The organism is Pseudomonas sp. D3-10 (assembly GCF_051132175.1).
Lineage (GTDB): Bacteria > Pseudomonadota > Gammaproteobacteria > Pseudomonadales > Pseudomonadaceae > Aquipseudomonas.
The window spans coordinates 2481826-2505809 of record NZ_CP071668.1 but is presented as its reverse complement, the minus strand read 5'-3'; the positions used below and the strand labels follow the sequence as shown (position 1 = coordinate 2505809).

The 23984-nt window shown below is 61.8% G+C and carries 19 protein-coding genes and 1 pseudogene; 16 read left to right on the top strand and 4 right to left on the bottom strand.

Going from position 1 to position 23984, the window contains the following annotated elements; translation table 11 throughout:
• Window positions 1–143 precede the first annotated feature (143 nt).
• The 8 genes from J3P90_RS11540 to J3P90_RS11505 all read left to right on the top strand — a co-directional run bounded on the left by J3P90_RS11540 (window position 144) and on the right by J3P90_RS11505 (window position 9743).
• On the top strand, window positions 144–2453 hold the full coding sequence (locus tag J3P90_RS11540; protein WP_434676399.1) for a phospholipid carrier-dependent glycosyltransferase: 2310 nt from the start codon (window positions 144–146) through the stop codon (window positions 2451–2453).
• Window positions 2454–2465: 12 nt separating this feature from the next.
• The gene (locus tag J3P90_RS11535) at window positions 2466–3488 is read left to right on the top strand and encodes a glycosyltransferase family 2 protein (protein ID WP_434676398.1); all 1023 of its coding nucleotides are present in this window, start codon (window positions 2466–2468) and stop codon (window positions 3486–3488) included.
• 92 nt (window positions 3489–3580) lie between these two features.
• Window positions 3581–4267, top strand: coding sequence for a class I SAM-dependent methyltransferase (locus tag J3P90_RS11530; RefSeq protein WP_434676397.1), 687 nt, complete (start codon window positions 3581–3583; stop codon window positions 4265–4267).
• On the top strand, window positions 4264–4665 hold the full coding sequence (locus J3P90_RS11525; RefSeq protein ID WP_420763660.1) for a GtrA family protein: 402 nt from the start codon (window positions 4264–4266) through the stop codon (window positions 4663–4665). The genes J3P90_RS11530 and J3P90_RS11525 overlap by 4 nt, the downstream gene beginning before the upstream one ends.
• A gap of 3 nt (window positions 4666–4668) precedes the next feature.
• Window positions 4669–5943, top strand: a complete 1275-nt coding sequence (locus tag J3P90_RS11520; RefSeq protein ID WP_434676396.1) for an NAD-dependent epimerase/dehydratase family protein — start codon at window positions 4669–4671, stop codon at window positions 5941–5943.
• The gene (locus J3P90_RS11515) at window positions 5933–7519 is read left to right on the top strand and encodes an FAD-dependent oxidoreductase (protein ID WP_434676395.1); all 1587 of its coding nucleotides are present in this window, start codon (window positions 5933–5935) and stop codon (window positions 7517–7519) included. Before J3P90_RS11520 ends, J3P90_RS11515 begins: the two co-directional genes overlap by 11 nt.
• A complete protein-coding gene (gene wecB, locus J3P90_RS11510) occupies window positions 7516–8625 on the top strand; it encodes a non-hydrolyzing UDP-N-acetylglucosamine 2-epimerase (protein ID WP_434676394.1) in 1110 nt (369 codons plus the stop codon). Before J3P90_RS11515 ends, wecB begins: the two co-directional genes overlap by 4 nt.
• Complete coding sequence (locus J3P90_RS11505) at window positions 8616–9743, top strand: glycosyl transferase (protein WP_434676393.1); 1128 nt, start codon at window positions 8616–8618, stop codon at window positions 9741–9743. The genes wecB and J3P90_RS11505 overlap by 10 nt, the downstream gene beginning before the upstream one ends.
• 66 nt (window positions 9744–9809) lie before the next feature.
• Here J3P90_RS11505 and J3P90_RS11500 read toward each other — a convergent pair whose 3' ends face one another.
• Window positions 9810–10727 (bottom strand): LysR substrate-binding domain-containing protein, encoded by a 918-nt coding sequence (locus J3P90_RS11500; RefSeq protein ID WP_434676392.1) that lies wholly within the window; start codon window positions 10725–10727, stop codon window positions 9810–9812.
• A gap of 195 nt (window positions 10728–10922) precedes the next feature.
• Here J3P90_RS11500 and J3P90_RS11495 point away from each other — a divergent pair, with 195 nt between their 5' ends.
• The 6 genes from J3P90_RS11495 (at window position 10923) to J3P90_RS11470 (ending at window position 18043) form a co-directional block, all read left to right on the top strand.
• Entirely contained in the window at window positions 10923–11672 is a 750-nt protein-coding gene (locus tag J3P90_RS11495) for an SDR family NAD(P)-dependent oxidoreductase (RefSeq protein WP_420763654.1), read from the top strand.
• Window positions 11673–11771: 99 nt separating this feature from the next.
• Entirely contained in the window at window positions 11772–13070 is a 1299-nt protein-coding gene (locus J3P90_RS11490) for an MFS transporter (protein ID WP_420763653.1), read from the top strand.
• A 17-nt stretch (window positions 13071–13087) separates the two neighbouring features.
• Entirely contained in the window at window positions 13088–13936 is an 849-nt protein-coding gene (locus tag J3P90_RS11485; protein WP_434647861.1) for a transketolase, read from the top strand.
• Window positions 13933–14955 carry a transketolase family protein gene (locus J3P90_RS11480; RefSeq protein ID WP_434647864.1) on the top strand — a complete coding sequence of 341 codons (1023 nt, stop codon included), beginning with the start codon at window positions 13933–13935 and terminating at the stop codon, window positions 14953–14955. The genes J3P90_RS11485 and J3P90_RS11480 overlap by 4 nt, the downstream gene beginning before the upstream one ends.
• 64 nt (window positions 14956–15019) lie before the next feature.
• Entirely contained in the window at window positions 15020–15961 is a 942-nt protein-coding gene (locus tag J3P90_RS11475; RefSeq protein ID WP_434676391.1) for an alpha/beta hydrolase, read from the top strand.
• Window positions 15962–16099: 138 nt separating this feature from the next.
• Window positions 16100–18043 (top strand): sigma-54-dependent Fis family transcriptional regulator, encoded by a 1944-nt coding sequence (locus J3P90_RS11470; protein ID WP_434676390.1) that lies wholly within the window; start codon window positions 16100–16102, stop codon window positions 18041–18043.
• A 55-nt stretch (window positions 18044–18098) separates the two neighbouring features.
• Here the strand turns inward: J3P90_RS11470 and aldA are convergent, their stop codons facing one another.
• Together aldA and J3P90_RS11460 are read right to left on the bottom strand one after the other, a co-directional pair.
• Window positions 18099–19535 carry an aldehyde dehydrogenase gene (gene aldA / locus J3P90_RS11465; RefSeq protein ID WP_434559261.1) on the bottom strand — a complete coding sequence of 479 codons (1437 nt, stop codon included), beginning with the start codon at window positions 19533–19535 and terminating at the stop codon, window positions 18099–18101.
• Window positions 19536–19576: 41 nt separating this feature from the next.
• Window positions 19577–21754, bottom strand: a complete 2178-nt coding sequence (locus J3P90_RS11460) for a PQQ-dependent dehydrogenase, methanol/ethanol family (RefSeq protein ID WP_434676389.1) — start codon at window positions 21752–21754, stop codon at window positions 19577–19579.
• A 290-nt stretch (window positions 21755–22044) separates the two neighbouring features.
• Here J3P90_RS11460 and J3P90_RS11455 point away from each other — a divergent pair, with 290 nt between their 5' ends.
• Entirely contained in the window at window positions 22045–22941 is an 897-nt protein-coding gene (locus tag J3P90_RS11455) for an alpha/beta fold hydrolase (protein ID WP_434676388.1), read from the top strand.
• 67 nt (window positions 22942–23008) lie between these two features.
• A pseudogene (locus J3P90_RS11450) lies at window positions 23009–23125 on the top strand (ACT domain-containing protein); the annotation flags it as partial.
• Between the two features lie 57 nt (window positions 23126–23182).
• Here J3P90_RS11450 and glcC read toward each other — a convergent pair.
• Window positions 23183–23950, bottom strand: coding sequence for a transcriptional regulator GlcC (gene glcC, locus J3P90_RS11445; RefSeq protein ID WP_434676387.1), 768 nt, complete (start codon window positions 23948–23950; stop codon window positions 23183–23185).
• Window positions 23951–23984: the final 34 nt, after the last annotated feature.

The window sequence follows — 23984 nt, the reverse complement described above, 5'->3', positions numbered from 1 at the left end:
CAGCCCTGAATGAGTAACGTTGTCCCTTCAGCCGAGACGATATTTTGCCGAGATACAGCCTGAAATACGCAATGGTGTTGGTGGTTCTGTTGGCCAGTGCGGCGGTAGGCGCGTACGGTTTTTCGACGCTTGAGCTGGCGCCCATGAACAGCGCCACCCGGACGATATTGCTGTCGGTGGCAAGCCTGGCCGCCCTCAGCGTCTTCACTCGCAAGTCACCGTTTATCCTCTGCCTGGGTTTGCTGGCGTGCTTGTCCGTCATTTGTGGGCAGGCAGGGCCGGTGATCGTCGTCGCGGTCTTCGGTTTGTCTGCTGCTGTGCTCGGCAGGTGGATGCTCAGCCGGCACCTTGCGACCGATTGGAGCGTCCACCTGCTGGTGGGAGCGGGTACGCTCGGGACGTTCACGGGCTTGGCGGCCTATTGGCCGATCAATTACCCCGGACTGTATGGCGCGCTGCTGTCATTGCCGCTTTTACTGGGGCACAAACATGCCATGTCGATAGGTCGCGAACTGCTGGGGCACATCCAGGCCTTCCGCACGGCACAAACCTCTATCCAAACGGCGCTCGACGTACTGATCTGCGGCTTCGCCTGCCTCTACGTCTTGGTGGCCTTCATGCCGGAGGTCGGTCACGACGCATTGGCCATGCACCTCTTCGTTCCATCACAACTGGCGCAGCGGCATCAATGGTCGTTCGACGCGAGCACCTATGTCTGGGCGGTCATGCCGATGCTGGCCGACTGGATCTACAGCATTGTCTATCTGCTCGCCGGCGAAACGGCGTCACGCTTGAGCAACTGTGCATTCACCCTATTGGTGACCTGGCAGATCCACAACATGACGCTCTGGGCCGGAGGCTCTGCCTCCAGTGCTCGCTGGGCAAGCCTGATTTTTCTCTCGACGCCTCTCGCCTTTGCCGAGAGCAGCAGCCTGCACATCGAGTCGGCATGGACCGCCTTCCTGCTGGCCGGGACCCTGGCGATCCTGAAGGTCTCAAGCTTCACACCCAAGCCTGGGGAGCGCTTGTCGCAATTGCTCCTGGCCGGCCTCCTGCTGGGCTTCGCCATGGCGGCCAAGGCCGTGACCCTGAGCGTCCTGCCGGTCCTGCTGGTGGTTCTCTTGTGGCAGTACAAGGCCTGGGCGATCCAAGGCATCGTCAAAACGCTGCTGCTGGGCAGCGCTGGCCTGATACTGGCCGGTGCGACCCCTTACGTCTCGGCCGGGTATTTGACTGGCAATCCGGTGTTTCCGTTTTTCAATGCCATCTTCCATTCGCCGCTCTGGCCGAACATCAACTTCGAGCCGCCAGCCACTTTCGGCACTGGGATGACCTGGGACACCCTCTATCGAATGGTCTTTGACTCGCCCGAGTTCATTGAGGGGCGAGTCGGAGCGGCAGGCTTCCAGTGGCTGTTGCTGCCCACGGCCGCCCTCGCCGTGCTGTTGAGCGGCAGCCGCAAAGCCCTGTGCATTCTCCTGGTGGGTGCTGGCGCGATGTTCATGACGTTTCAATCGACGGCTTATCTGCGTTACGTGTTCCCCTCTTTCGCGCTGTTCTCGGTGATCCTCGCGCTGCCGTTTTCCCACGACAAGACCTTCCCACGCAGCCTCGCCATCGGGGCCGGTGTCTTGTTGATCCTGACCAATACCCGTTTCATCCAGGCCGCGACTTACTACGGCGAAATCAAACCCTCTGCATTGTTGAGCCAGGCAGGTCGAGAGAGGTATCTGCAGGAACGCTTGCCCATCCGGAAAATGGTCGACACCGTCAACGCCTTGAACACCAGCTATCAGCCCGTGGCGGTCTTTGCGGCTCCGTTGATGGCGGGCCTGCGCAGCGATGCCCTTTACGCGTCTTGGTACAACCTGAAGTGGAAAGGTGAGTTCGAGACAGCGACGTCTCCATCGGAACTTGCACGGCGCTTGCGCCAGCGCCAGGTCAACTGGTTGATCATCGACCTCAAGTCAGTTCCCCAGGCGCGACTCGATCTTCTGCGCAATGTGTCCACGTCATACGCCCGACTGGGTGACCTGGACCTGCGCAAACTCAACGTCTCGCACGTCGAGCACCTGCTCAACCCGGCGCTGTCCAGCCTCGAGGGATGGAACCTGACGTCGCCTTCGAGCTATGACCCGTCGCGCAAGATCCTCACGGTCGACGTGAAGACGCCTGCAACACAGCGGGTCGAAGTGACACCAGGGCTGACGTACATCAACGGCGTGTCTGCGCGCTGCGCAACGACAGCCACCACGGGAAGAATCCAGGCCAATTGGATGGATGCCAAAGGTGACTTCATTGCCGCCAGCATCGAGACGTTTGAATGCACCGAGCAATGGGAGACCCATGAGATGAATGTCGTTGCCCCCGCGAATGCCACGTCCGTGATCATTTATGCGTCCGGCCATACAGACACTCCCCTGGAGTTCAAGTCACTATCATTCAGGCAATAACGGGCGATATCGATGAATTCAAAAACAGCGCTTTTCACGGACGAACAACGCGTCGCCGTCGTCATCCCCAGCTATCGGGTCACCGCGCACATCCTCGACGTCATAGACGCCATAGGGCCGGAGGTGTGGCGCATCTATGTCATCGACGATGCCTGCCCGGACGATTCAGGCGCGCACGTACTGGCGTCCTGTAACGACCCTCGGGTCAAGGTGCTGCCCCACCACGTCAACAAAGGCGTGGGTGGCGCGGTCATGACCGGCTACCGGGCCGCCCTCGCCGACGGTGCGAGCATCATCGTCAAAGTCGACGGCGACGGCCAGATGGACCCGGCCCTGATACCGCTGTTCATCGAGCCGATCCTCGCCGGTGAAGCCGACTACACCAAGGGCAACCGGTTTTTCAATCTGGAGGAAGTCCAGTCGATGCCGCGGCTTCGCCTGTTTGGCAACGCCATATTGTCGCTGATGGCCAAACTGTCGACGGGTTACTGGGATCTGTTCGACCCCACCAACGGCTACACGGCGATTCACCGCGACGTCGCCAGGCTGTTGCCCCTGGACAAGGTCAGCGAGCGCTATTTCTTCGAGACGGACATCCTGTTCCGCCTGAACACCGTGCGCGCCGTGGTGGTGGATATTCCAATGGAGGCCCGATATGGCGACGAAGTCAGCCACCTCAAGATCTCGAAAATCATTGGCGAGTTCCTGTTCAAACATCTGCGCAACTTCACCAAGCGCGTGCTCTATAACTACTACTTGCGCGACATGTCCCTGGCTTCGATCGAGTTGCCGATCGGGATCCTGATGTTCTTGTTCGGCATCCTCTTCGGCAGTTACCACTGGTTCGATTCGGCGCAGAACGGCGTTGCGACACCCGCCGGAACCGTGATGCTCAGCGCATTGCCTATGCTCATGGGGTTGCAATTGATCATGGCGTTCCTCGGTTACGACATCGCCTCGGTGCCTAGCAGGCCACGACATTCCAGGCGTAGTAAAGCCACATCACTGCGGGAAGAAAACTCATTAAAGCGCTAAGGGATTTTTTATCGGACCCGTCGCTCAAGGCACTGGATGTCGACGGCATCGAGCGCCTTGATCTTCACGGCAAAGTACTGGCGCGCAAGCGGATGCTGCGCGAAGTGTTCGTGGAGTTCCACCACACGTTTCATCGCCTGGCAGCGCGCTACTTCAAAGTCGAGGGCCTTGAAGTGGAATTGGGCGCCGGCATCGCGCCCATGCGTGACTCATACCCCGAGGTACTGGCCACCGACGTTGTCTGCACCGAACAACTGGACATGGCACTCAATGCCGAGGCCATGAGCCTGGACGATCATTCGGTCAGGGCCTTTTACGGCCAAAACTGTTTTCACCATTTTCCTCATCCCGATCGGTTTTTCACCGAGTTGCAAAGGACCCTCAAGATTGGCGGCGGCGTCATTTTGATCGAGCCCTTCCACGGTCCCTTTGCCGCGTTTCTCTACAAGCGCCTGTTCAAGTCGGAAGGGTTCGACCGGCACTTCCCGTCCTGGGAAACGCCGTCGACCGGCCCCATGAACGGCGCCAACCAGGCCCTGAGCTACATCATCTTCGTACGCGACAGGCAAGCATTCGAACGCAAGTACCCTGGCCTCGAAATCGTCCATCAGGAGATATGCGGCAATTACCTGCGCTATTTGATTTCCGGAGGCCTGAACTTCCGCCAGTTATTGCCTGACGCACTGATCCCCGCGCTCAAAGTCATGGAGAAACTACTGCATCCGTTGCGACGGCTACTGGCGCTGCATCACATTGTGGTGCTCAGGAGATCGTCTTGACCTTTATCAAGTACGGCGCCATCCAACTCATCGCCTATGCCTTGGACATGGGCGCTTTCGTGCTGTTGGTCGCGCTATTCGAAGACCACCCCATCCTGGCCAACATCGCTGGCAAAGGCATCGCCGGCGTGTTCGCGTTTTTCTTGCATCGGCACTTCACGTTCCAGTCGTCCCATGGCAGCGCCAAGGCCCAAGCGGTGCGTTATTTCTCTTTGCTGGCGATCAATATCCCGGTCGCTTCGGCGCTGTTCAGCGTGGGGCTGTATTTCGTCGACAGCCCGGCCCCGGTGAAATTTGTCTGCGACGTGGTCTGCGTGGCCTTGACCTATTGGATCAGCAAACTGTTCGTTTTTCATTCCAATACGCGCACGCCCGCTGACCGAGCCGAGGGCATTTGAGGCATGAAACTGGTGATCACCGGCGCGACCGGCTACATCGGACAACGTTTGTCAGCCCTTGCGGCGGCAAGCGGGCACGAGGTCATTTGCGCCACCCGCCGGCCGTGCGCCGCCGCTCATGCCTGGCTTCCCTATGACCTGCGGGGCCCAGCCCCCGAATGCCCTGCCGGCACCCAGGCGCTGATCCACCTGGCTGCGGACACTGCCCACACCGACCCGGACGAAGAACTCAGAGCGGCCCAGGCGCTGATTCGTTGTGCCCGAAAAGGCTCGGCCAAGTTTGTTTTCATTTCCAGTCAAACCGCCGAGGCCGCGGCTCCCAGCGTTTATGGCCGGACGAAATGGCGCATTGAACAAGACGTGCTCGCCGCCGGCGGCACCGTGGTCCGCCCCGGCCAAGTCTATGGCGGGCCCGAACGTGGGCTCTTCGGCCTGTTGTGCGGGCTGGTTCGCCGAAGCCCGTTCATACCGGTCCTCCTGCCGGCGCCTCGGGTGCAACCCATTCATGTCGACGACCTCGCGGCCTCCATTCTGGCCGTTGTCGAGCGGGACGACATTCGTGCCGAAATCCTTAACCTGGGCGCCGCGCGACCGATTACCTTTGGCCACTTCCTGATGTCGATCGCGACGCACCGGGTCCGTGCCATGCGCCTGCCCATCCCCGTACCGGTGGCATTGCTCAGGCTGTTGCGCCGGTCACTGGGGCAATCCTTGAGTACGAAACTGGGCCTGACGCGGATTTTCTCCCTGGTCCAGCTGCCACCCATGGACAGCGAGCGCTCCCTGCAAGAAATAGGCATCCGGTTGCGTCCCCTTGCCCATGGCATGCACCGCTCCGGCCATGGACAACGTCGGGGCCTTCTTCGGGAAGCCGGGGTGCTCTTGAGCTATCTGCTCAAACGGCCCCCGCCAACAAGCTTGGTCATTCGCTACGCCAGGGCACTGGAGCACGCTGGCAAAACCCGACCCGTCGTCCACTCCCGCTTGTTGATGCGCTGGCCGATTCTACTGGCCCTGCTGGACGACCCTGGCCCCCAGCAGTCATCCGATGGCCAGGAGCTGGCCTGGCGCCTGCAGGTGGCACTGGGTATCGCCGAAGCCAGCCCCCGGGGCGCGCAGGTGTTTCTCGGCGCCCAGCCACCGGGCCGACTGGTCGGGACGCTGGTTGCGCTGGGCGTGGCCGTGCTCAAGGCCCTGGCGTGGAAACTGGCGGCGCTGGCGTGCCGTCCCCTGGCCCGCCAACTGCTGCGTGAAAGTGAAGCCCACCGTGACGCCTGAATTCGATGTGATCATCGTCGGCAGCGGCCCGGCCGGGACTTCGGCTGCCTACCCGTTGGTCAAGGCGGGCCTGAAGGTCCTCATGGTCGATGCCCAGGCCGACATCGGCTCACCGGTACTACCGAGTCGCCCATTCCTCGACGCACGGGCAAACGACGAGCATCAATGGAAATGGATGATCGGCGAAAACTTCCACGCCCTGAACCAACAGGAGGCTGTGTCGCCCAAGCTGAAGACACCGACCCACGCCCATGTCTTCGATGGATTCAGCGCCGGCAACCGCATCGAGACCGACCACTTCATCGGCGTCGGCTCACTGGCAACGGGTGGCCTGTCCAATGCCTGGGGCTGCGGCGTGGCGACGCTTGGCGCCAGCGACTTTGCCGGGCTGCCCATCGATTATTCCGAGATGCAGGCGTCCTACGAAACGGTCGCGCGCCGGATCGGTATCAGTGGCCGAATCGACGATGACCTGTCGAACTACTTCGGCCTCGATGAGTGGTCGCAACCGCCCCTGCCGCTGGACGCTTTGCACCAACGCCTGCTCGATCGATACGCGCGGCGCCGACCGGCGTTTCCTGAACTGGGGTTTCGCCTTGGCCGCTCCAGGGTCGCCGTGCTGAGCCAGCCCCTGGACGAGCGCAGGGCCTGCGACTTGTCTGGAAACTGTTTGTGGGGCTGTCACAACCAGGCCCTGTACAGCGCCTCGCAAGAGTTGGGAAAGCTCAAGCAGTACCCCGGCTTCCAGCATGTCCAGGGCTTTCTGGTGGACGACCTGCTGGGGCAGGACGGTTCATGGGTGATCAGTGATCGTCGTTCCGCCCGGCGTTTCTGCGCAACACGCGTGCTGCTTGCGGCCGGCACCCTGGCCTCGACCCGGCTCGCCCTCAAGCGCCTGAACCATTTGGCCCCGATACCATTGCTCTCATCGCCAACGGCGGCCTTTGTGCTATGGCTGCCCAGAATGCTCGGCACTCCAAGGGGGCCGACCTTTGGCCTGGGGCAGCTTTCGTTCGCCCTTGAGCTATCGGCCAATGCCACGGCCTTTGGCTCGACGTTCAGCACCACAGGCTTGCCGATGGGCGAGTTCGTCAGCCGGATACCCCTGGACAAACGCCACAGCATCGAACTGCTGAAGAACCTGCTCAGCGCCTGCCTGGTGGGGAACCTTTTCCTGCCGGGGCACTTGTCCCACAACACAGCGCGCTTGCGCCCCGATGGTTCGTTGAGCGTCACCGGCCAAATCCACCCTGAGCTGCCCCGGCTCATGAAGGCTGCCGAAGCAAAGCTGCGGCGGATCTACTGGAAAATGGGCGCGCTGTTGATGCCCATGAGCTTCACCCCCGGCGGGCCCGGAGCCGATATTCATTACGCGGGAACCCTGCCCATGCACTCGGTGCCCAAGATCGGACAGACCGATAACCTGGGCGAAGTCGCGGGCCTTGGCGGCGTGCATATTGTCGACGGGGCCTGCCTGCCCAGCCTGACGGAAAAATCCCACACGCTGACGCTCATGGCCAACGCGGACCGGATAGCCCGCTCACTTGCCACAACGATAGGAAATCAGAAGGCATGACTCGTAAGGTACTTTGCATCGTCGGTACGCGCCCGGAAGCGATCAAGATGGCTCCCGTGATCAAGGCGCTGCAAGCCGAAAGGAATATCGTTTGCCGGGTGCTCGCCACCGCCCAGCACAGAGCCCTGTTGGACCAGGTACTGGAGGGCTTCGCAATCACAGCCGACCTGGACCTGGACATCATGCGGCCCGATCAGTCATTGGCAACATTGACCTCACGCTTGCTGCTTGAGCTCGACGGCGTGCTGCAGTCGGAAAAGCCGGATGTCGTGCTGGCGCAAGGCGACACGACCACGGTCATGTCCGCCGCACTGGCGTGCTTCTACTTGCGCATTCCCTTTGGCCATGTCGAAGCGGGCCTGCGGACCGGGGACATCTTCAATCCGTTCCCCGAAGAAGCCAACCGGGTGATCGCCGGCAAACTGACCCGCTGGCATTTCGCGCCAACCCAGCGCGCCGTCGACAATCTGCTATGCGAAGGCGTCGACGCCAGCGCCGTCACCCTAACGGGCAACACCGTGATCGATGCCTTGCTGATGACCGCGGCACAGGACTGCGACTTGGACGTCCCAGTGGACCCCGGCAAACGCCTGGTACTGGTCACCTCCCATCGCCGGGAGAACTTCGGCGAGCCGTTCCAGGATATCTGCCAGGCCCTCAAGCGCCTGGCCGAACGCAATCCAGGCATTCAAATACTCTATCCCGTCCACCCCAATCCAAACGTCAAGGATGTCGCGCACCGCCTGCTCGGCCAGACCCCGAACATCCTCCTCTGCGCACCTTTGGACTACGCGCCGTTCATCGCGGCGATGAAGCGCTCGTACTTGATCATCAGTGATTCGGGGGGCGTGCAGGAAGAGGCCCCGGCCTTGGGCAAACCGGTGCTGGTGCTGCGAGAGGAAACCGAGCGCCCGGAGGCGGTCGACCTCGGTGTGGTCAAGCTGGTGGGCGCCAACCGGACCACCATCGTCGAACAGGCACAGCGCCTGCTCGATGATCCCCAGGCCTATCAGAGCATGGCGCGCGGGGTTTCTCCCTATGGCGACGGCAAGGCCGCAGCCCGCATCGTCGAAGTCCTGAGGCAGCACTTGCACTCATGCGGATGATCTACCTGTCGCCGGTGCCATGGGCCAGCTTCAGCCAGCGCCCCCATCACTTCGTCGACTGGTATCACCACCGGACCGGGGCAACGGTGCTTTGGATCGATCCGTATCCGACGCGCTTGCCAACACTCGATGATTTCAGGCGCAAGCCACCTGTTGCCAACCCGCAAAACACCAACGCCCCTGCCTGGTTGCGGGTCTGCAAACCCCACAGTCTTCCCATCGAACCCCTTCCCGGCTCGGCGCTGGTGCTCAAGCGGCTGTGGCGCAACCTGTTCAGGGAGGTCATGGCATTTTCCGCAGAAAAGCCCTGCATGATGTGTATTGCAAAGCCTTCGGAACTGGCCTTGCAACTGTTGGCGCGCATACCCGCAAGCCGTGCCGTCTACGATGCCATGGACGATTTTCCGGCCTTCTACCAGGGCCTGTCACGCAGGTCGATGGCACGTCGCCAGACGCAGCTCATCCAACGGGTGGATAAAGTGCTGGCATCGTCCAGCCCCCTTCGCGACAAGCTCCTGGGCATGACCGACCAGATAGAACTGGCCCTCAACGCCTGCGACATGCAGCGACTGGCACCGGTCGAAAGCCTCGACCTGGGCCCCAAACAACAAGTGATCGGCTACGTCGGCACGCTGGGTCGTTGGTTCGATTGGGATCTGGTGATCGCGCTGGCCCAGGCCAACCCTGGAAACCGGATCAAACTGATCGGCCCCCTGTTCACTCCACCGCGTCGCGTCTTGCCCGCCAACATCGAACTACTCCCCGAGTGTTCCCATGCCGGTGCGATCGCCGCCATGGCCACGTTTTCGGTGGGTTTGATCCCGTTCAAGCTCAACCGCCTGACCGCTTCGGTCGACCCGATCAAATACTACGAGTACCGCGCCCTCGGCCTGCCCGTCCTCACCACCCGCTTCGGTGAAATGGCCTTGCGAGACAAGGAACCGGGGGTCTGGATCTTGGATGAAGACACGGACCTGCAAAAAGCCGCCACTGAAGCGCTTGCCAGTCGAAGCGACCGATCAGCCATTCAACAGTTTCGTGAGGCGCATCGTTGGGCGGTTCGTTTTTCTTCGATAAACCTCACCGGTTGCGCATTGGAAACGCCGCAAGCACCCTAAATGATCCGACTGTTACTGCCCTAAAGCCGTCGACCGCCACCGCCCAGGGGCAGTCTCCCTGACCCGTTAATACGCGAAGCCCTGCCCCAGCTCACTTTCCATCCACTCCAGGAAACGCCGGACGCGGGGGAAGCTCGAATGGGCTTTCGGGAATACCAGGTGGTGGGCAGCCACAGGCGCGCTGAGCGCCTCGGGCGCCACCTCGACCAGGCTGCCGGTCGCCAGGTATTTTTTCGCCAGCAATGTGCTTTCCAAGGCGAAGCCCAATCCATGACTGGCGGCCTCCAGCGACATGTACGACCGATCGAAACTCAAGGCGTAAGGCTTCTCCGGGCGCGCCAGGCCATGTTGCGCAAACCATTGCGGCCATTTGAGCAAAGTGGCTTCGGACAGCACCAGGTCGCAATTCAATAAATCGGACGCGCTGCGGATCGGACATTGTGCGAGCAGTTTCGGCGAAGCCAATACCGCAAAGGTTTCGTTCTGGACGGTGCGCACTTCATAACTGGGCCAGTTTGCAGTGCCGTGGCGGATGTCCACGTCAATCTTGTCCCGACTGAAATGCAGCGATTCGTAAGAGCACGAAAGGTTGATCTGGATGTCAGGGTTGCAGGCGCGGAACGCTTCCAGCCTCGGCATCAACCACAACAACCCGAAGCTGGGCGCCGAGTGCAGACGCAAACAGTCCAGGCTCACGTCGCTGGCCGGGCGCTCGGTGGCGACGGCCAGGCTGTGGAGGATCCCTGAAACCTCTTTCAGGTATTGCTCTCCCACGGGCGTGAGCGTTACGCCTCGCGCGGCACGCACAAACAACTGCCGGCCAATCATCGCTTCAAGTTTCGCCAATTGATGGCTGACCGCGGAGGGCGTCAGGTCCAGCACTTCCGCGGCCCTGGCGACGTTGCTGAACCGGGCCGCCTGCTCAAAAGCCTGAATGGCTTTCAGGGGTGGGAGAATCAAGGGTGCATCGGCGTCGGTACGCATGGCAGATCACTCGACAATAGCTCTAATGATTGTTGAGCTTCGCCGTGAAACCTTCCAACCGCAAGCAAACGAGCGCTGAATTTTTTTCAGCACTGAATGACTTTTAGGCCATTGCTCAGCCAGGGGACCAAGACGAAGCTAAGTCATCGGTTTTTCCGAATCGACCCAATAAAAACAAATACGAGGTATCTCCCCATGCTTCTCCAAGGCAAAGTCGCGATCATTACTGGCGCCGCATCCGCCCGTGGCATTGGCCGCGCCACCGCTACGACGTTCGCGCAGCACGGCGCCCGCGTCGTGATTCTGGACCTGGACGAATCCGCCGCACGCGATGCCGCCAATGCCCTGGGCGAAGGCCATCTCGGCCTTGCGGCCAACGTCGCCGATGAAGCGCAGGTCCAACGGGCCGTCTCACGGGCCATCGAACATTTCGGCCGCATCGACATTCTCGTCAACAACGCTGGCATCACCCAACCCCTCAAAACCCTCGACATTCGCGGGTCGGACTACGACAAGGTATTGGACGTCAGCCTGCGCGGCACCCTGCTCATGTCGCAGGCGGTGATCCCGCTGATGCGCGAGCAGCAAGGCGGCAGCATCGTCTGCATGTCTTCGGTGTCTGCCCAACGTGGTGGCGGCATCTTTGGTGGGCCGCACTACAGCGCCGCCAAGGCCGGTGTGCTGGGCCTGGCCAAGGCAATGGCCCGGGAATTGGGTCCGGACAAGGTGCGGGTCAATTCCATCGCCCCGGGCCTGATCCACACCGACATCACCGGCGGCCTCATGCAGGATGAGCGTCGCCACGCCATCATCGACGGCATTCCGTTGGGTCGCCTGGGCGAGGCCCAGGACGTCGCGAACGCGGCCCTGTTCCTGGCCAGCGATTTATCCTCGTACCTGACTGGCATCACGTTGGATGTGAACGGCGGAATGCTGATTCACTGATGTATCTGGGCGGGCCAGTGCGGCCCGTGCGGTTCTGGATCGAAGACCCCTGCCGGGCTGTTTGCCTGGCGGTCAATAAAAACAAGAGATCAGGCCATCATGACTACTTTGTCGCTCGAAGCGGTTTCGACCGTGCGCTCCAATGCCTACCGGAAAACGGCCTGGCGGCTGATGCCCTTCCTGATGCTGTGCTATTTGTGCGCCTATCTGGATCGGGTCAACGTCGGCTTTGCCAAGCTGCAAATGATGAACGACCTGGCGCTCAGCGAAACCGTCTACGGACTGGGCGCGGGGATGTTTTTCATCGGCTATTTCCTCTGCGAAGTACCCAGTAACGTCATCCTGCACAAGGTCGGCGCTCGCGTCTGGATCGCGCGAATCATGATCACCTGGGGCATCATTTCCGCGCTGTTCGCCTTCGTTGAGACCGCTTGGCAGTTCTATGCCTTGCGCTTTCTGCTCGGGGTCGCCGAAGCAGGGCTGGCACCGGGTTTGCTGCTGTACCTCACCTACTGGTTCCCGTCCTACCGGCGTGCGCGCATGACCGTGCTCTGGTTTATCGCCATCCCGTTGTCGGGCATGGTGGGCGGCCCGCTGTCGGGCTGGATCATGAACCATTTCGCCGGCGTGCACGGCTGGGCCGGTTGGCAGTGGATGTTCGTGCTCGAGGCCATTCCCACCGTCGTTGTCGGGTTGCTGGTGCTGAGTTACCTCAAGGATGGCGTGCATCAGGCCCATTGGCTGGACGACGAAGAGAAAGCGCTGGTCAGCCGTGAGCTGGCCGAGGACAACCAGCAGAAGGTCACCCATGCCTCGGTGGGCGAGTTCGTCCGGGACCGCCGCCTGTGGCTGTTGGCCGGTATTTACTTCTGCGTGGTCATGGGCCAATACGCCATTACTTTCTGGCTGCCGACGCTGGTGCGCAACGCCGGGGTTTCCAATCCGCTGCACATTGGTTTCCTGACCAGCCTGCCCTACCTTTGCGCGATTGCGGCCATGTTGTTGATCGGCCGCAGCGGCGACAAACACCGCGAGCGGCGCTGGCACCTGATTGCGCCAATGATTGCCGGTGCCATCGGCCTGACGCTCGCCGCGCTGCTGGGAGGCAACATCTTGTTGTCCATCCTCAGCCTGTGCCTGGCGGCGTCCGGCATCCTGTCCGCCTCCTCGATGTTCTGGATGCTGCCCACGACCCTGCTCGGCGGGGTGTCCGCCGCCGCAGGCATCGCGGCGGTCAACAGCTTCGCCAACCTCGCCGGCTTCTGCTCGCCCTACCTGATTGGCTGGATCACCACGCAAACCGGCTCCAGCGCCATCGGCATGTACCTGATCACCGGCGTACTGCTGGGCGGCGCCTCGTTGGTGCTGCGCATTCCTGCCGCCCTGGTCAATCGTTAAGTCACAGGAGTTCCACCATGACTCGCTCGCTTTCACCTGCTTCACCCCTGTCCCTGGCCGACCGCGCCCACAACATCCGTCATCACGCGCTGCGAATGGGGCAGGTGCAAGGCCAAGGCTATGTCGGCCAGGCCCTGGGCGCCGCCGACCTGCTGGCGGTCGCGTACTTCCACGCCATGAGCTTTCGACCCCATGACCCTGAATGGGAGCAACGTGACCGCTTCTATCTCTCCATCGGCCACTACGCGATTGCGTTGTACGCGGCATTGATCGAGGCCCAGATCGTTCCGCTCGATGAGTTGGAAACCTACGGCGCGGACGACAGCCGGCTGCCCATGTCGGGCATGGCGGCGTACACGCCGGGCATGGAAATAACCGGAGGCTCCCTCGGCCAAGGGCTGGGCATCGCGGTAGGCGCCTGCCTGGGCCTCAAGCGCAAAGGCTCGTCGGCTTTCGTCTACAACCTGCTATCGGACGGTGAATTGAACGAAGGTTCAACCTGGGAAGCGGTTATGTCCGCTTCGCACTGGAAGCTCGACAACCTGATCGCAATCGTCGACGTCAACAACCAGCAGGCCGATGGATACTCCAGCGAGATCCTCTCGTTCGAGCCGATCGTTGACCGCTGGCAAGCGTTTGGCTGGTTCACCCAGCGCGTCGACGGCAACGACCTGGACGCCTTGGTGACGGCCTTCGATGCCGCGCGCAACCACTCCTCCAGCGTGCCTCGGGTGATCATCTGCGATACACGCATGGGCAAGGGTGTGCCGTTCCTGGAGAACCGCGAAAAGACCCATTTCATCCGCGTCGAAGAACACGAGTGGGACCTGGCGCTGAACAACCTCGAAGAAGGAAGACACTCATGAGCAACGCCGCCAATACATCGAACGCGAAAATCGAGCCGGGCAAAAAACGCCTGACCACTTCGGCGATGATTGCCTCGATCGCGGCCGAGGGCCAAGCGACGAAACCTGCGCCATTCGGCCATGCACTGGCCGCATTGGCGGACCAGCGCCAGGACATCGTCGGGCTGTCCGCCGACCTGTCCAAATACACCGACCTGCACATCTTCGCCAAGGCCCATCCGGACCGTTTCTACCAGATGGGCATGGCTGAGCAATTGCTGATGAGCGCTGCGGCGGGTATGGCCCGGGAAGGTTTCGTGCCGTTTGCCACGACCTATGCGGTGTTCGCTTCCCGTCGGGCCTACGATTTCATCTGCATGGCAATTGCCGAGGAAAACCTCAACGTCAAGATCGTCTGTGGCTTGCCGGGTCTTACCACCGGTTATGGTCCGAGCCACCAGGCCACCGACGACCTGGCGATATTTCGCGCCATGCCCAACCTGATGATTGTCGATCCCTGTGACGCGCTGGAAATCGAACAGGCCGTGCCCGCCATCGCCGCCCACCAAGGCCCGGTCTACATGCGTTTGTTGCGCGGTAACGTACCCTTGGTGCTGGACGAATACGGCTACACGTTCGAGATCGGCAAGGCCAAGACCCTGCGTACCGGCAACGACGTGCTGATCATTTCCACTGGGTTGATGACGATGCGTGCCTTGGAAGCAGCCAAGCAACTGCAGGCAGACGGCGTCGATGTCGCGGTATTGCACATGCCGACCATCAAGCCGCTGGATGAACATACCCTGCTTGCCGAGGCCAGAAAGCCGGGACGATTGGTGGTGACCGCAGAAAACAGCTCCATCATCGGCGGGCTGGGCGAAGCGGTTGCCGGGGTCCTGCTGCGCAACGGGGTGACGCCGACGTTCAGACAAATTGCATTGCCAGACGCCTTCCTCGACGCAGGCGCGCTGCCGACACTGCATGATCGCTACGGCATTTCCACCCAGGCCGTTTGCGCGCAAATCAAAGCCTGGCTTTAACAGCAAACCGCCGGGTATCGGCGACGGGTACCCGGCGGCTCCAAGCAAAGGGGAGCGAAACCTGATGTCTGATGAATGGCTCGATCCCATATTCCGCGGTCTTGTGGCCTCGGGTGCGGAACAATGGTCGGTGGGCACGCTACCGGCCATCCGCGCCCGAGTACATTCGACCTTCAGACCCGAGCACCGCGCGCGATGCGAAGTGCGGTGGATTCCAGGCACCGATGACGAACGCCTGCGCCTGTGCGTCTACCGGCCGGAAGGCCTCGAGCCTGATGCTAACCTGCCGGCGATCCTGTCTATCCATGGCGGTGGCTTCGTACTCGGAAGCCCCGAAATGACCGATGACTTTCTGGCCGACCTGGCCGACGAGTCAGGTGCGTACATCGTTGCAGTGGATTATCGACTGGCGCCCGAATATCCCTTTCCAGCGCCCCTTGACGACTGTTACAGCGCCCTCGCCTGGCTGTTCGAAAACAGCCAGGACCTGGGCCTGGATCCCCGGCGCATTGCGGTCATGGGTCATAGCGCCGGTGGCGGGCTGGCCGCCGCATTGGCCATCATGGCTCGCGACAAAGCGCGGTATCCGATCGTCGGCCAGGTGCTCGTCTATCCGATGCTCGATCACCGCACAGGCTCGACGCAATCACCCTACCCGAGCCGCGACACAGACACATTCAGTTGGCTGCCGGAGCCCAATCAGTTCTGCTGGCAGTGCCTTCGCGGGGGCGCCCCCCTGGACGACGATCGTGTGGGTCTGTTCTCACCGGCGCTGCAACCAGACCTGCGTAACCTGCCACCGACGTTCATTTCGGTCGGTTCTCAAGATTTGTTCCTCGAGGAGGACATCGATTTTGCAATGAGGCTGATTCGCGCAGGCGTTGCCACCGAACTTCATGTCTATCCCGGCGCGCCCCATATGTTCGACCAGGTGCCAGGGCGCATCGCGGATCAAGCGTCCCGCGACATCGTCCGGGCGTTGGGCGTTTTTCTGAGGAGGGGGTGAAATCGAATCGGGACCTTCAATCCAACGATGAAAACTTACGCGCCAGCGTCTATGGTAGATACTTGTAATGGCGGCCATCGTCCAATAACAAGATCGCCGTGAAGCCCCTTCGCGGATTCACGCCTGATGGAGCATTTCATGACCCTGCATAGCGCGCAGCCTATCCCGAGCGAACTGGCAGCCTTCGTCAACGACCATTTTTCCGGACGCGGCCTGAAGCCCGATGGCCTCATCGCCCAGTCCTGGTACCGCAGCGTCGTGGAGCACCGGCTCGACCCTGGCGCGGCGAGCCGCAAGAACATCCTCAGCGCCGAGGACATCCGCCGTCATCAGGAACAGCACCAGCAGTATCTTTCCATCGCCAGCCAAGGCGTCAGCGGTCTGGCCCGGCGCGTGGTGCCCGCCGGTTTTGCCGTGCTGCTGAGCGACGAGCGCGGCATTACCCTGGATTCCCGACTGCCCGACCAGCACGACATCTATACGCAGTCCGGGCTGGTGGTGGGTGCGCAGTGGGAGGAATCGGTGGTGGGGACCAATGGCATCGGCACCACGCTAGCAGCCGCGCAGCCGTTGATCATTCATCGGGAGGAGCATTTCCTGGCGTCCAATTTCAGCCTGAGCTGTTCGGTGGCGCCCATTTTCGATGCCCAGGGCCTGTTGCGCGGTTGCCTCAATGCGACCTGCATGAACAGCGCAGGCCCCCGGGAAAGCCAATACCTGACGCTGCAACTGGTGATCATGTATGCGCGTCTGATCGAGAACGCACATTTTCGCCAGAGCTACCGCGACCGCTTGACCTTGTCCCTCAAGCCCCTGGATGAAATCGCCGACCTGGCCAACGAGCAATTGCTGGCACTCGATGAAAACGGCCGCGTCATCGGGGCCAACCGTGCGGCATTTGTCGCCCTGGAGCTGGCTCAGGGGCCGCGGTTGCTGGGCACGCCCATCGATCGCCTGCTTCCCACCACAATGGACGAATTGCTGAAGCTCACCAATGGCGGCGCCCAGGGCGTGCGTTTGCGTGGTCTTCGCGATGAAGCGCTGCTGGAGGTCGGCCTGCGGATTCCATCCCAACAGCACCGCCCGCGTCCCATCGCCCGCCCTGCCCTTGACGCTCACCCGGAGCTGCAACAACTTGCCGGCCTCGACCCTCAACTGCAACAGAGCGTGCGGCGGGTGCGCAAGGTGATCGACAAAGGCATCCCTATTTTGATTACCGGCGAAACCGGCACCGGCAAGGAAGCCTTCGCTCGAGCCATCCACCAGGCCAGCCATCGTCGCTCAGGCCCGTTCGTTGCGCTCAATTGCGCGGCCATCCCGGAGACGCTCATCGAGAGCGAGCTGTTCGGCTATCGCGCCGGCAGTTTTACCGGCGCCAACCGAAAAGGCATGAAGGGCAAGCTGGAGCTGGCGAACGGCGGCACGCTGTTTCTCGATGAGATTGGCGACATGCCCGCCCATTTGCAAACCCGCTTGCTGAGGGTACTGGCGGAGCGGGAAATCGCGCCGCTGGGAGCGGAAGTGCCGGTGACGCTGGACGTCCAGGTCATCTCGGCGACTCACCAGGACCTGCCTACGATGATCGGCGAGAAGCGCTTTCGCGAAGATTTGTTCTATCGCCTCGCCGGCATGAACCTGGCGCTGCCCGCCTTGCGCGAACGCAGTGATCGCGCCGCGCTGATCGATCAATTGCTCGCGGCTCAGGACCAAACTCGCGGGCTACGGCTGAAAGCGGACGCCCGCCAATGCCTGCTCGACTATCAGTGGCCTGGCAATATCCGCCAACTACTCAACGCCCTGCGTTACGCGGTAGCCCTGGCCGAAGACGGGGTCATCGACTTGGACTGCTTGCCCAGCGAAGTGCTGGCGCCACGGTGGCTGTCATTGCTCGACAACACCACACCGTTGTCCGGCAAGCTGGGCGAACAGTTGGGCGACGAAGAGGCCCGCCGCTTGCTGGCGACCTTGCGTCAGCATCGTTGGAACATCAGCGCCGCCGCTACCGAACTGGGCATCTCTCGCTCCACGCTGTACCGCAAGATGAAAAAGCACGGCGTCGTCGCGCCCAACGACCAGTTCTGATACGCCCATGAAAATGCCGGCGCCCTTGCGGGTGCCGGCATTTTTTGTCGTCCGATCAGACCTGGATGTAAACCACATGGGTATGGGTGTATTCATACAAGCCGTGCTTGCCGTCCGCGCCGCCAATACCAGACTTGCGCGCCCCCGCATGGAAGCCCTGCATCGCTTCGAAGTTTTCTCGATTGATGTAGGTCTCACCGAAATCGAGCTCATTGCTGGCGCGCATGGCCGCGCTCAGGCTGCGGGTGTAGATCGATGAAGTCAGGCCGTATTCGCTGTCATTGGCCAGGGCAATGGCTTCGTCCAGGTCGTCGACAATCTGGATCGGCAGTACCGGGCCGAAGATCTCCTGGCGCATGATCGCCATCTCGCCGCCGCACCCGGCCAGCACCGTCGGCTGATAGTGAAAACCCTGGCCCTTGTCGGCCACCGCGCCGCCCGTGACCACTTCGGCCCCCTCTCCCTTCGCGACCGTGACCATTCGCGCAACCTTGTCCAGGGCCGCCTGGTTGATCAGCGGCCCCATGTCCAGATTGTCCTCGGCCAGCGGGTCGCCGTAGCGGGTCGCGGCCATCGAGGCGGCAATCTGCTCGATGAACCGATCGGCGACCTTGCGCTCGACGTACACCCGTTCGGCGCAATTGCAGACTTGCCCTGTGTTGATCACCCGCGAAGCCGTGATGGCCTTGACCGCGAGGTCCAGGTCGGCGTCCGCCAGCACGATGGCCGGCGCCTTGCCACCGAGCTCCAGGTTGAGTTTGGTGATGTTTGGCGCTGCCGCCGCCATGATTCGCGAGCCGGTGCCGACGCTGCCGGTGAAGCTGATCAAGTCGATGCCGGCATGACGGGTCAAGTCATGCCCCACGGTCGCCCCCGTGCCGCTGACAACGTTGAACACACCGGCCGGCAGGTCGGTCTCAGCCACCAGGCGAGCAAACTCGAAGCAATTGATGGGGGTTTCTTCGCTGGGCTTGATCACGATGGTATTGCCGGTCACCAGCGCCGGGGCCATTTTGCGAGCAATCAGGAAGAACGGGAAATTCCACGGCAGAATCCCGGCCACTACGCCCAGGGGCTTGCGCAGCAGGAAGATGCTTTCGCCGGCACGGTCGCTGGTCAGCACCTCTCCCTCAAGGCGCCGCGCCCACTCGGCCATGTAGTCCAGGTAATCGGCGGTGAAGTTGACTTCCACCCGCGCCAATCCCAGCACTTTGCCCTGCTCGGCGGTGATGATATGGGCGAGGCGTTCGGCGTTGTCGCGCACTTTCGTGGCGATTTTTCGCAAGTAACCGGCGCGCTCGATGGCCGGACGGGCAGCCCAGCTTTTTTGCGCCTTGCGCGCTGCGGCAATGGCCGCTTCGACTTGCTCGCCACTGGCTTCGGGGACCCGTGCGAGCAAACGGCCGTTGGCCGGGTTGCGCACTTCGATGCTTGGGTCGCTGGGAACAAAAGCGTTGGCGATGAAGTTCTGGTAATCGGTGATCTCGGTCATGTGCTTGCTCTCGCGTCAGGGTCGAAATAATGCGGGGGCGCTCATTTGGCGGTGAAGGTCTTCCAGACCCCGCCTTCTTGCTGCAGGTCGTGGGCGCGCTTGATCAGGTATTGGTGGATCTGCTCCACCTGTTCCGGCGTGAAGGCGTCGGCAAAGGACGGCATGCCGTCCGGCACTCGGCCGCCGTAGAGAATGCCGAGGAACATCTGGTGCTTTTCCGCCGTCAGCTTGCGCAGGTCCGGCAGCACACCGCCGCTGACCGCGTGGATGCCGTGGCACTGAGAGCAGTAGCCGTCGTAGAGCTTGCCGCCGGCCTCCACTGCCGCCAGGTCGCCGGTCGGGGGTGGCGGTTTCGGGGTGTCGGCGAGCGGTGCCGGCTCGTTGAGTTTCGCGGTGCCGCCCAATTTATAGGTCAACACCTGGGAGAACGGCCGAACCCCGGCGCGTAGGGACAAGGCTCCGGCGAATGTCGAGAAGGCACCGCCCCAACCGGCCATGAACGTCACGTACTGTTCACCGTCCACGCTGTAGGTAATCGGCGCCGCCATCACACCGCTGGCCGCCGGCTGCTCCCAGAGTTTCTTGCCGCTGTCGGCAGCGTAGGCGATCACACGGCCGTCGGCGCTGCCCTCGAACACCAGGTTGCCGGCGGTACTCAAAGTGCCGCCGTTGAAGATCGTCACATAGGGCACTTCCCAGGCCGGTTGCTGCTTGACCGGGTCCCAGGCAATCAGTTTGCCTGACCAGCCCTTGGCCATTTCCAACAGCCCATCGGCGTCCTCCGGCATCATCCCGGTACGCAGGCCCAGTTGGTACATACTCTTGAACGGGTTGCGCTTCGGCGCCTCGGGGATGTGCTCGTAATAGGCGGACATGATGTGCGCGGGGATATACACAAGTCCGGTGTTCGGGTTGTAGGACATCGGCTGCCAGTCATGGGCGCCCCAGAACGCGGGCGTGACCAGTTTACGTTTGCCGTCCTTCCAGTACGCGGCATTCTCGTCATCGACGATGGGCCGGCCCGTCTTCATGTCCATGCCCTTGGTCCAGCTCTGGGGCACGATGCCCTTGGCGGACAGCAGCTCACCCGTGGCGCGGTCGATCACGTAGAAAAAACCGTTTTTCGGCGCTTGCATCAGCACCTTGCGCGGCTTTCCGTCGATCGGCAGCTCCGCAAGGATCATGTGCTGGGTAGCGGTGTAGTCCCAGGCGTCACCCGGCGTGGTCTGGTAGTGCCAGGCGTATTCCCCCGTATCGGCATTGACCGCGACGATGGACGACAGGAACAGATTGTCACCCTTGGCCTGGCTCCGCCATTTCGGGTCCCACAACGAACCATTGCCCACGCCGATGTACAGCAGGTTCAGATCCGGGTCGAACGCAAACGAGTCCCAGGCCGTGCCGCCACCGCCTTGGGCCACATAGGCGTCGCCGTGCCAGGTCTTGGCGGCGATTTCCATGGCCTTGTCTTCGGGCGGCAGCTTGGGGTCGCCCGGCACCGTGAAGAAGCGCCAGGCCTGCTTGCCGGTCTCGGCGTCATAGGCGGTGACATAACCGCGTACGCCGAACTCGGCGCCGCCATTGCCGATCACCACTTTGCCGTTGACCACGCGCGGCGCACCGGTGATGGTGTAGCTGCGCGAGTGATCGGCACGGGTGTCCACCGACCACGCCCGCTGGCCGGTCTTGGCGTCGATGGCCTCCAGGCGACCATCGAGCACGCCCACGTAAACCTTGCCCTTCCACACCGCGACGCCCCGGTTGACCGCATCGCAACAGGCCTCGCCGGCGCGGTTGCGGTCGGACTTGGGGTCGTACTTCCAGATCAACCTGCCGTCGCGGGCGTCCAGGGCGTAGACCACCGAGAACGGGCCGGTGGTGTACATCACGCCGTCGACCACGATAGGCGTGGCCTCGACACCGCGATCCAGGTCCAGCTTGTAGCTCCAGGCGAGCCCCAACTGGTCGACGTTCTGGTCGCTGATCTTGTTCAACGGGCTGTAGCGTTGTTCGTCGTAGGTGCGACCGGTGCTCATCCAGTTACCGGGGTCCTGGTCGGCGGCGATGATGCGCTTGCCGTCGACATTCGCCGGCATATCCTGGGCCCAGCTCGGAGCAGTATTGAGGGTAAGCGCCAGCACGACATATAGCGCCTTGAGGGGAGCGCGAAGGGGCGCGTTCCGAGAAGCAGTAGGCACGGCGAGGCCAATCTGTGTCATGGGAGGACTCCTGATTCTTATTAGTAGCGAAGCCATTGCGCTGCGCACTCAGGCAGGAGCAACCCCCATGCCACCGTCGGGAAATGCTCTGCAAGCCCCGTTCTACGGGGGCTGCGCTTGGTGTGGCGGGTTGCGAAGACGTGCGACAGTTGTCGCATTCACCGTGACAGCTGTGCCAGACGTGCGCCAGGTTGCACACGATTCGTGAAGAAAGCGGTCACACGCTGTGCCTTAGCACCTTGGCGCGAGGGGCCTAGAATAAAAGCCACCATCAGCAGGAGAGCCAAGCGATGTTCGCCTCATTTGAATCGGGCCGATGCCAAGTCAACGGCATTACCGTCAACTACCGCAAAGGTGGGAGCGGCCAAGGTCTGCTCTTGCTCCACGGGCATCCCCAGACCCACGTCATGTGGCACAAAGTCGCCGAACCCCTGGCGGAGCATTTCACCGTGATCGCGGCGGATCTTCGCGGCTACGGTGACAGCGACAAACCGGCAGGCGACGCAGAACACGTCGCCTACTCCAAGCGGCAAATGGCCCTGGACGGGCTCGAACTCATGCGCGCGCTGGGGTTCGTGAAGTTTGACGTATTGGCGCATGACCGAGGCGCACGCGTGGCCCATCGCATGGCGATGGATCACCCGGATGCAGTGAAGCGCTTGATCACGCTGGACATCGCTCCGACACTGGCGATGTACGAGCAAACCAACGAAGCGTTTGCCCGCGCCTATTGGCACTGGTTTTTCCTGATTCGCCCGGCTCCGTTTCCCGAAACGCTCATCGAGGCCGATCCGGAGCTCTATCTGCGCAGCGTCATGGGCACTCGCAGCGCTGGCATGGCGCCTTTCACTGATTCAGCATTGGCCGAATACCTGCGCTGCCTGTCACTCCCCGGCGCAGCTCATGGTGTTTGTGAAGACTACCGGGCAAGCGCCAGCATCGATCTGGAGCACGACAAGAGCGACCGACAAGCCGGCCGAAAAGTCTCAGTGCCATTGTTGGCCTTGTGGGGAGCGGACGGCGTCGTGGGCCGTTGCTTCGATCCGCTGAAGGAATGGCAAAAAGTCGCGACCGATGTGCGAGGGAAAGCGTTACCTTCGGGGCATTACATAGCGGAAGAAGCGCCGAAGCTTTTGCTGGACGAGGTGCTTGGATTTTTGCTCCCTTCGATCCCCCGAGGCCGGTAATTTACAGGCGGCAACCGTTCCTACAACGCCTGCCGGCAAATTCCTGGACACTGGGGCCCAATCCATCATCACCTCGACCGTGCATTCCGGCCTGGACGCCGTCGGCTTGACCACAGCCTTCGCAACGGCGTTGGGAAATGCGGGCATCAGTTGCATCGTCATCGCGGCTTACTACCACGACCACTTTCGTGGGGCGGGAAGATGAAAAGCCATCCATTCGCGCTCCCGCCAGCCACTGCCTCTACACCCACCCCTCAAGCCGCAACGTGGCGCGCACCAGGCGTTGTTCTTCGTTTTCGATTTCCTTGAGGTTTTCGCAAATGCTCTGGATGTGGGCGATGGCCGCCTTGCGTGCCTGCTCCGGCAGGCGTCCGGTCACGGCGTTGTAGAGCCGGGCGTGTTGCCGGTCGATCTGGCGCTTCTGTGGTTCACGGTGGTAGAGGTTGTTGACCGAGGCGAACACCGAGCTGAGCAGCAAGTCCGTCAATGAACGCAAGGTCTGCACCAGCACCGGGTTATGTGAGGCCTCGCAGATCGCCAAGTGAAACGCATGGTCGAGCCGGGCATGGGCGCTGGCCTCCAGGGGATGGCTATGGGCGTCGAGCATGGCCTCGTAGCTGCGGGTAATCAGTACGAAGTCAGCCTCGGTCCCGCGCAGGGCCGCCAAGCGCGCCGATTCGCCCTCAAGCAGGCTGCGCACTTCAAACAAGTCGTAGAGTGTGCGTGGCTGCGAGCTGAACAGGTGCATCAGCGGCGACGCCAAGCCATGCCCAGCCAGGTCGGCCACGAAGGACCCCTTGCCCTGCTCGGTCTTGATGATTCCGCGGGCGCGCAACAGCTTCAGGCCCTCGCGAAGCGCAGTCCGGGAGACGCCGAGTTTTTCTGTCAACCGGCGCTCCGAAGGCAACAATTGCCCGGTCTTGAGTACGCCATCGACAATCAGGCGTTCGATGCGCTCACAGACGACGTCGGCGACCTGCGGGTTGCGGCTCGTTTCCACGCTTTCCATCGAATCTCCCACTGGTATTACCAGATTCAGACCA

Excerpts from the sequence above, each read along its gene's own strand:
- glcC (WP_434676387.1), bottom strand. The coding sequence starts at position 23,950 with ATGGAAAGCGTGGAAACGAGCCGCAACCCGCAGGTCGCCGACGTCGTC.
- J3P90_RS11530 (WP_434676397.1), top strand. The coding sequence starts at position 3,581 with ATGCTGCGCGAAGTGTTCGTGGAGTTCCACCACACGTTTCATCGCCTG.
- J3P90_RS11520 (WP_434676396.1), top strand. The coding sequence starts at position 4,669 with ATGAAACTGGTGATCACCGGCGCGACCGGCTACATCGGACAACGTTTG.
- J3P90_RS11460 (WP_434676389.1), bottom strand. The coding sequence starts at position 21,754 with ATGACACAGATTGGCCTCGCCGTGCCTACTGCTTCTCGGAACGCGCCC.
- J3P90_RS11490 (WP_420763653.1), top strand. The coding sequence starts at position 11,772 with ATGACTACTTTGTCGCTCGAAGCGGTTTCGACCGTGCGCTCCAATGCC.
- J3P90_RS11500 (WP_434676392.1), bottom strand. The coding sequence starts at position 10,727 with ATGCGTACCGACGCCGATGCACCCTTGATTCTCCCACCCCTGAAAGCC.
- J3P90_RS11535 (WP_434676398.1), top strand. The coding sequence starts at position 2,466 with ATGAATTCAAAAACAGCGCTTTTCACGGACGAACAACGCGTCGCCGTC.
- J3P90_RS11540 (WP_434676399.1), top strand. The coding sequence starts at position 144 with ATGAACAGCGCCACCCGGACGATATTGCTGTCGGTGGCAAGCCTGGCC.
- J3P90_RS11475 (WP_434676391.1), top strand. The coding sequence starts at position 15,020 with ATGTCTGATGAATGGCTCGATCCCATATTCCGCGGTCTTGTGGCCTCG.
- aldA (WP_434559261.1), bottom strand. The coding sequence starts at position 19,535 with ATGACCGAGATCACCGATTACCAGAACTTCATCGCCAACGCTTTTGTT.
- J3P90_RS11455 (WP_434676388.1), top strand. The coding sequence starts at position 22,045 with ATGTTCGCCTCATTTGAATCGGGCCGATGCCAAGTCAACGGCATTACC.
- J3P90_RS11485 (WP_434647861.1), top strand. The coding sequence starts at position 13,088 with ATGACTCGCTCGCTTTCACCTGCTTCACCCCTGTCCCTGGCCGACCGC.
- wecB (WP_434676394.1), top strand. The coding sequence starts at position 7,516 with ATGACTCGTAAGGTACTTTGCATCGTCGGTACGCGCCCGGAAGCGATC.
- J3P90_RS11495 (WP_420763654.1), top strand. The coding sequence starts at position 10,923 with ATGCTTCTCCAAGGCAAAGTCGCGATCATTACTGGCGCCGCATCCGCC.
- J3P90_RS11505 (WP_434676393.1), top strand. The coding sequence starts at position 8,616 with ATGCGGATGATCTACCTGTCGCCGGTGCCATGGGCCAGCTTCAGCCAG.
- J3P90_RS11480 (WP_434647864.1), top strand. The coding sequence starts at position 13,933 with ATGAGCAACGCCGCCAATACATCGAACGCGAAAATCGAGCCGGGCAAA.
- J3P90_RS11470 (WP_434676390.1), top strand. The coding sequence starts at position 16,100 with ATGACCCTGCATAGCGCGCAGCCTATCCCGAGCGAACTGGCAGCCTTC.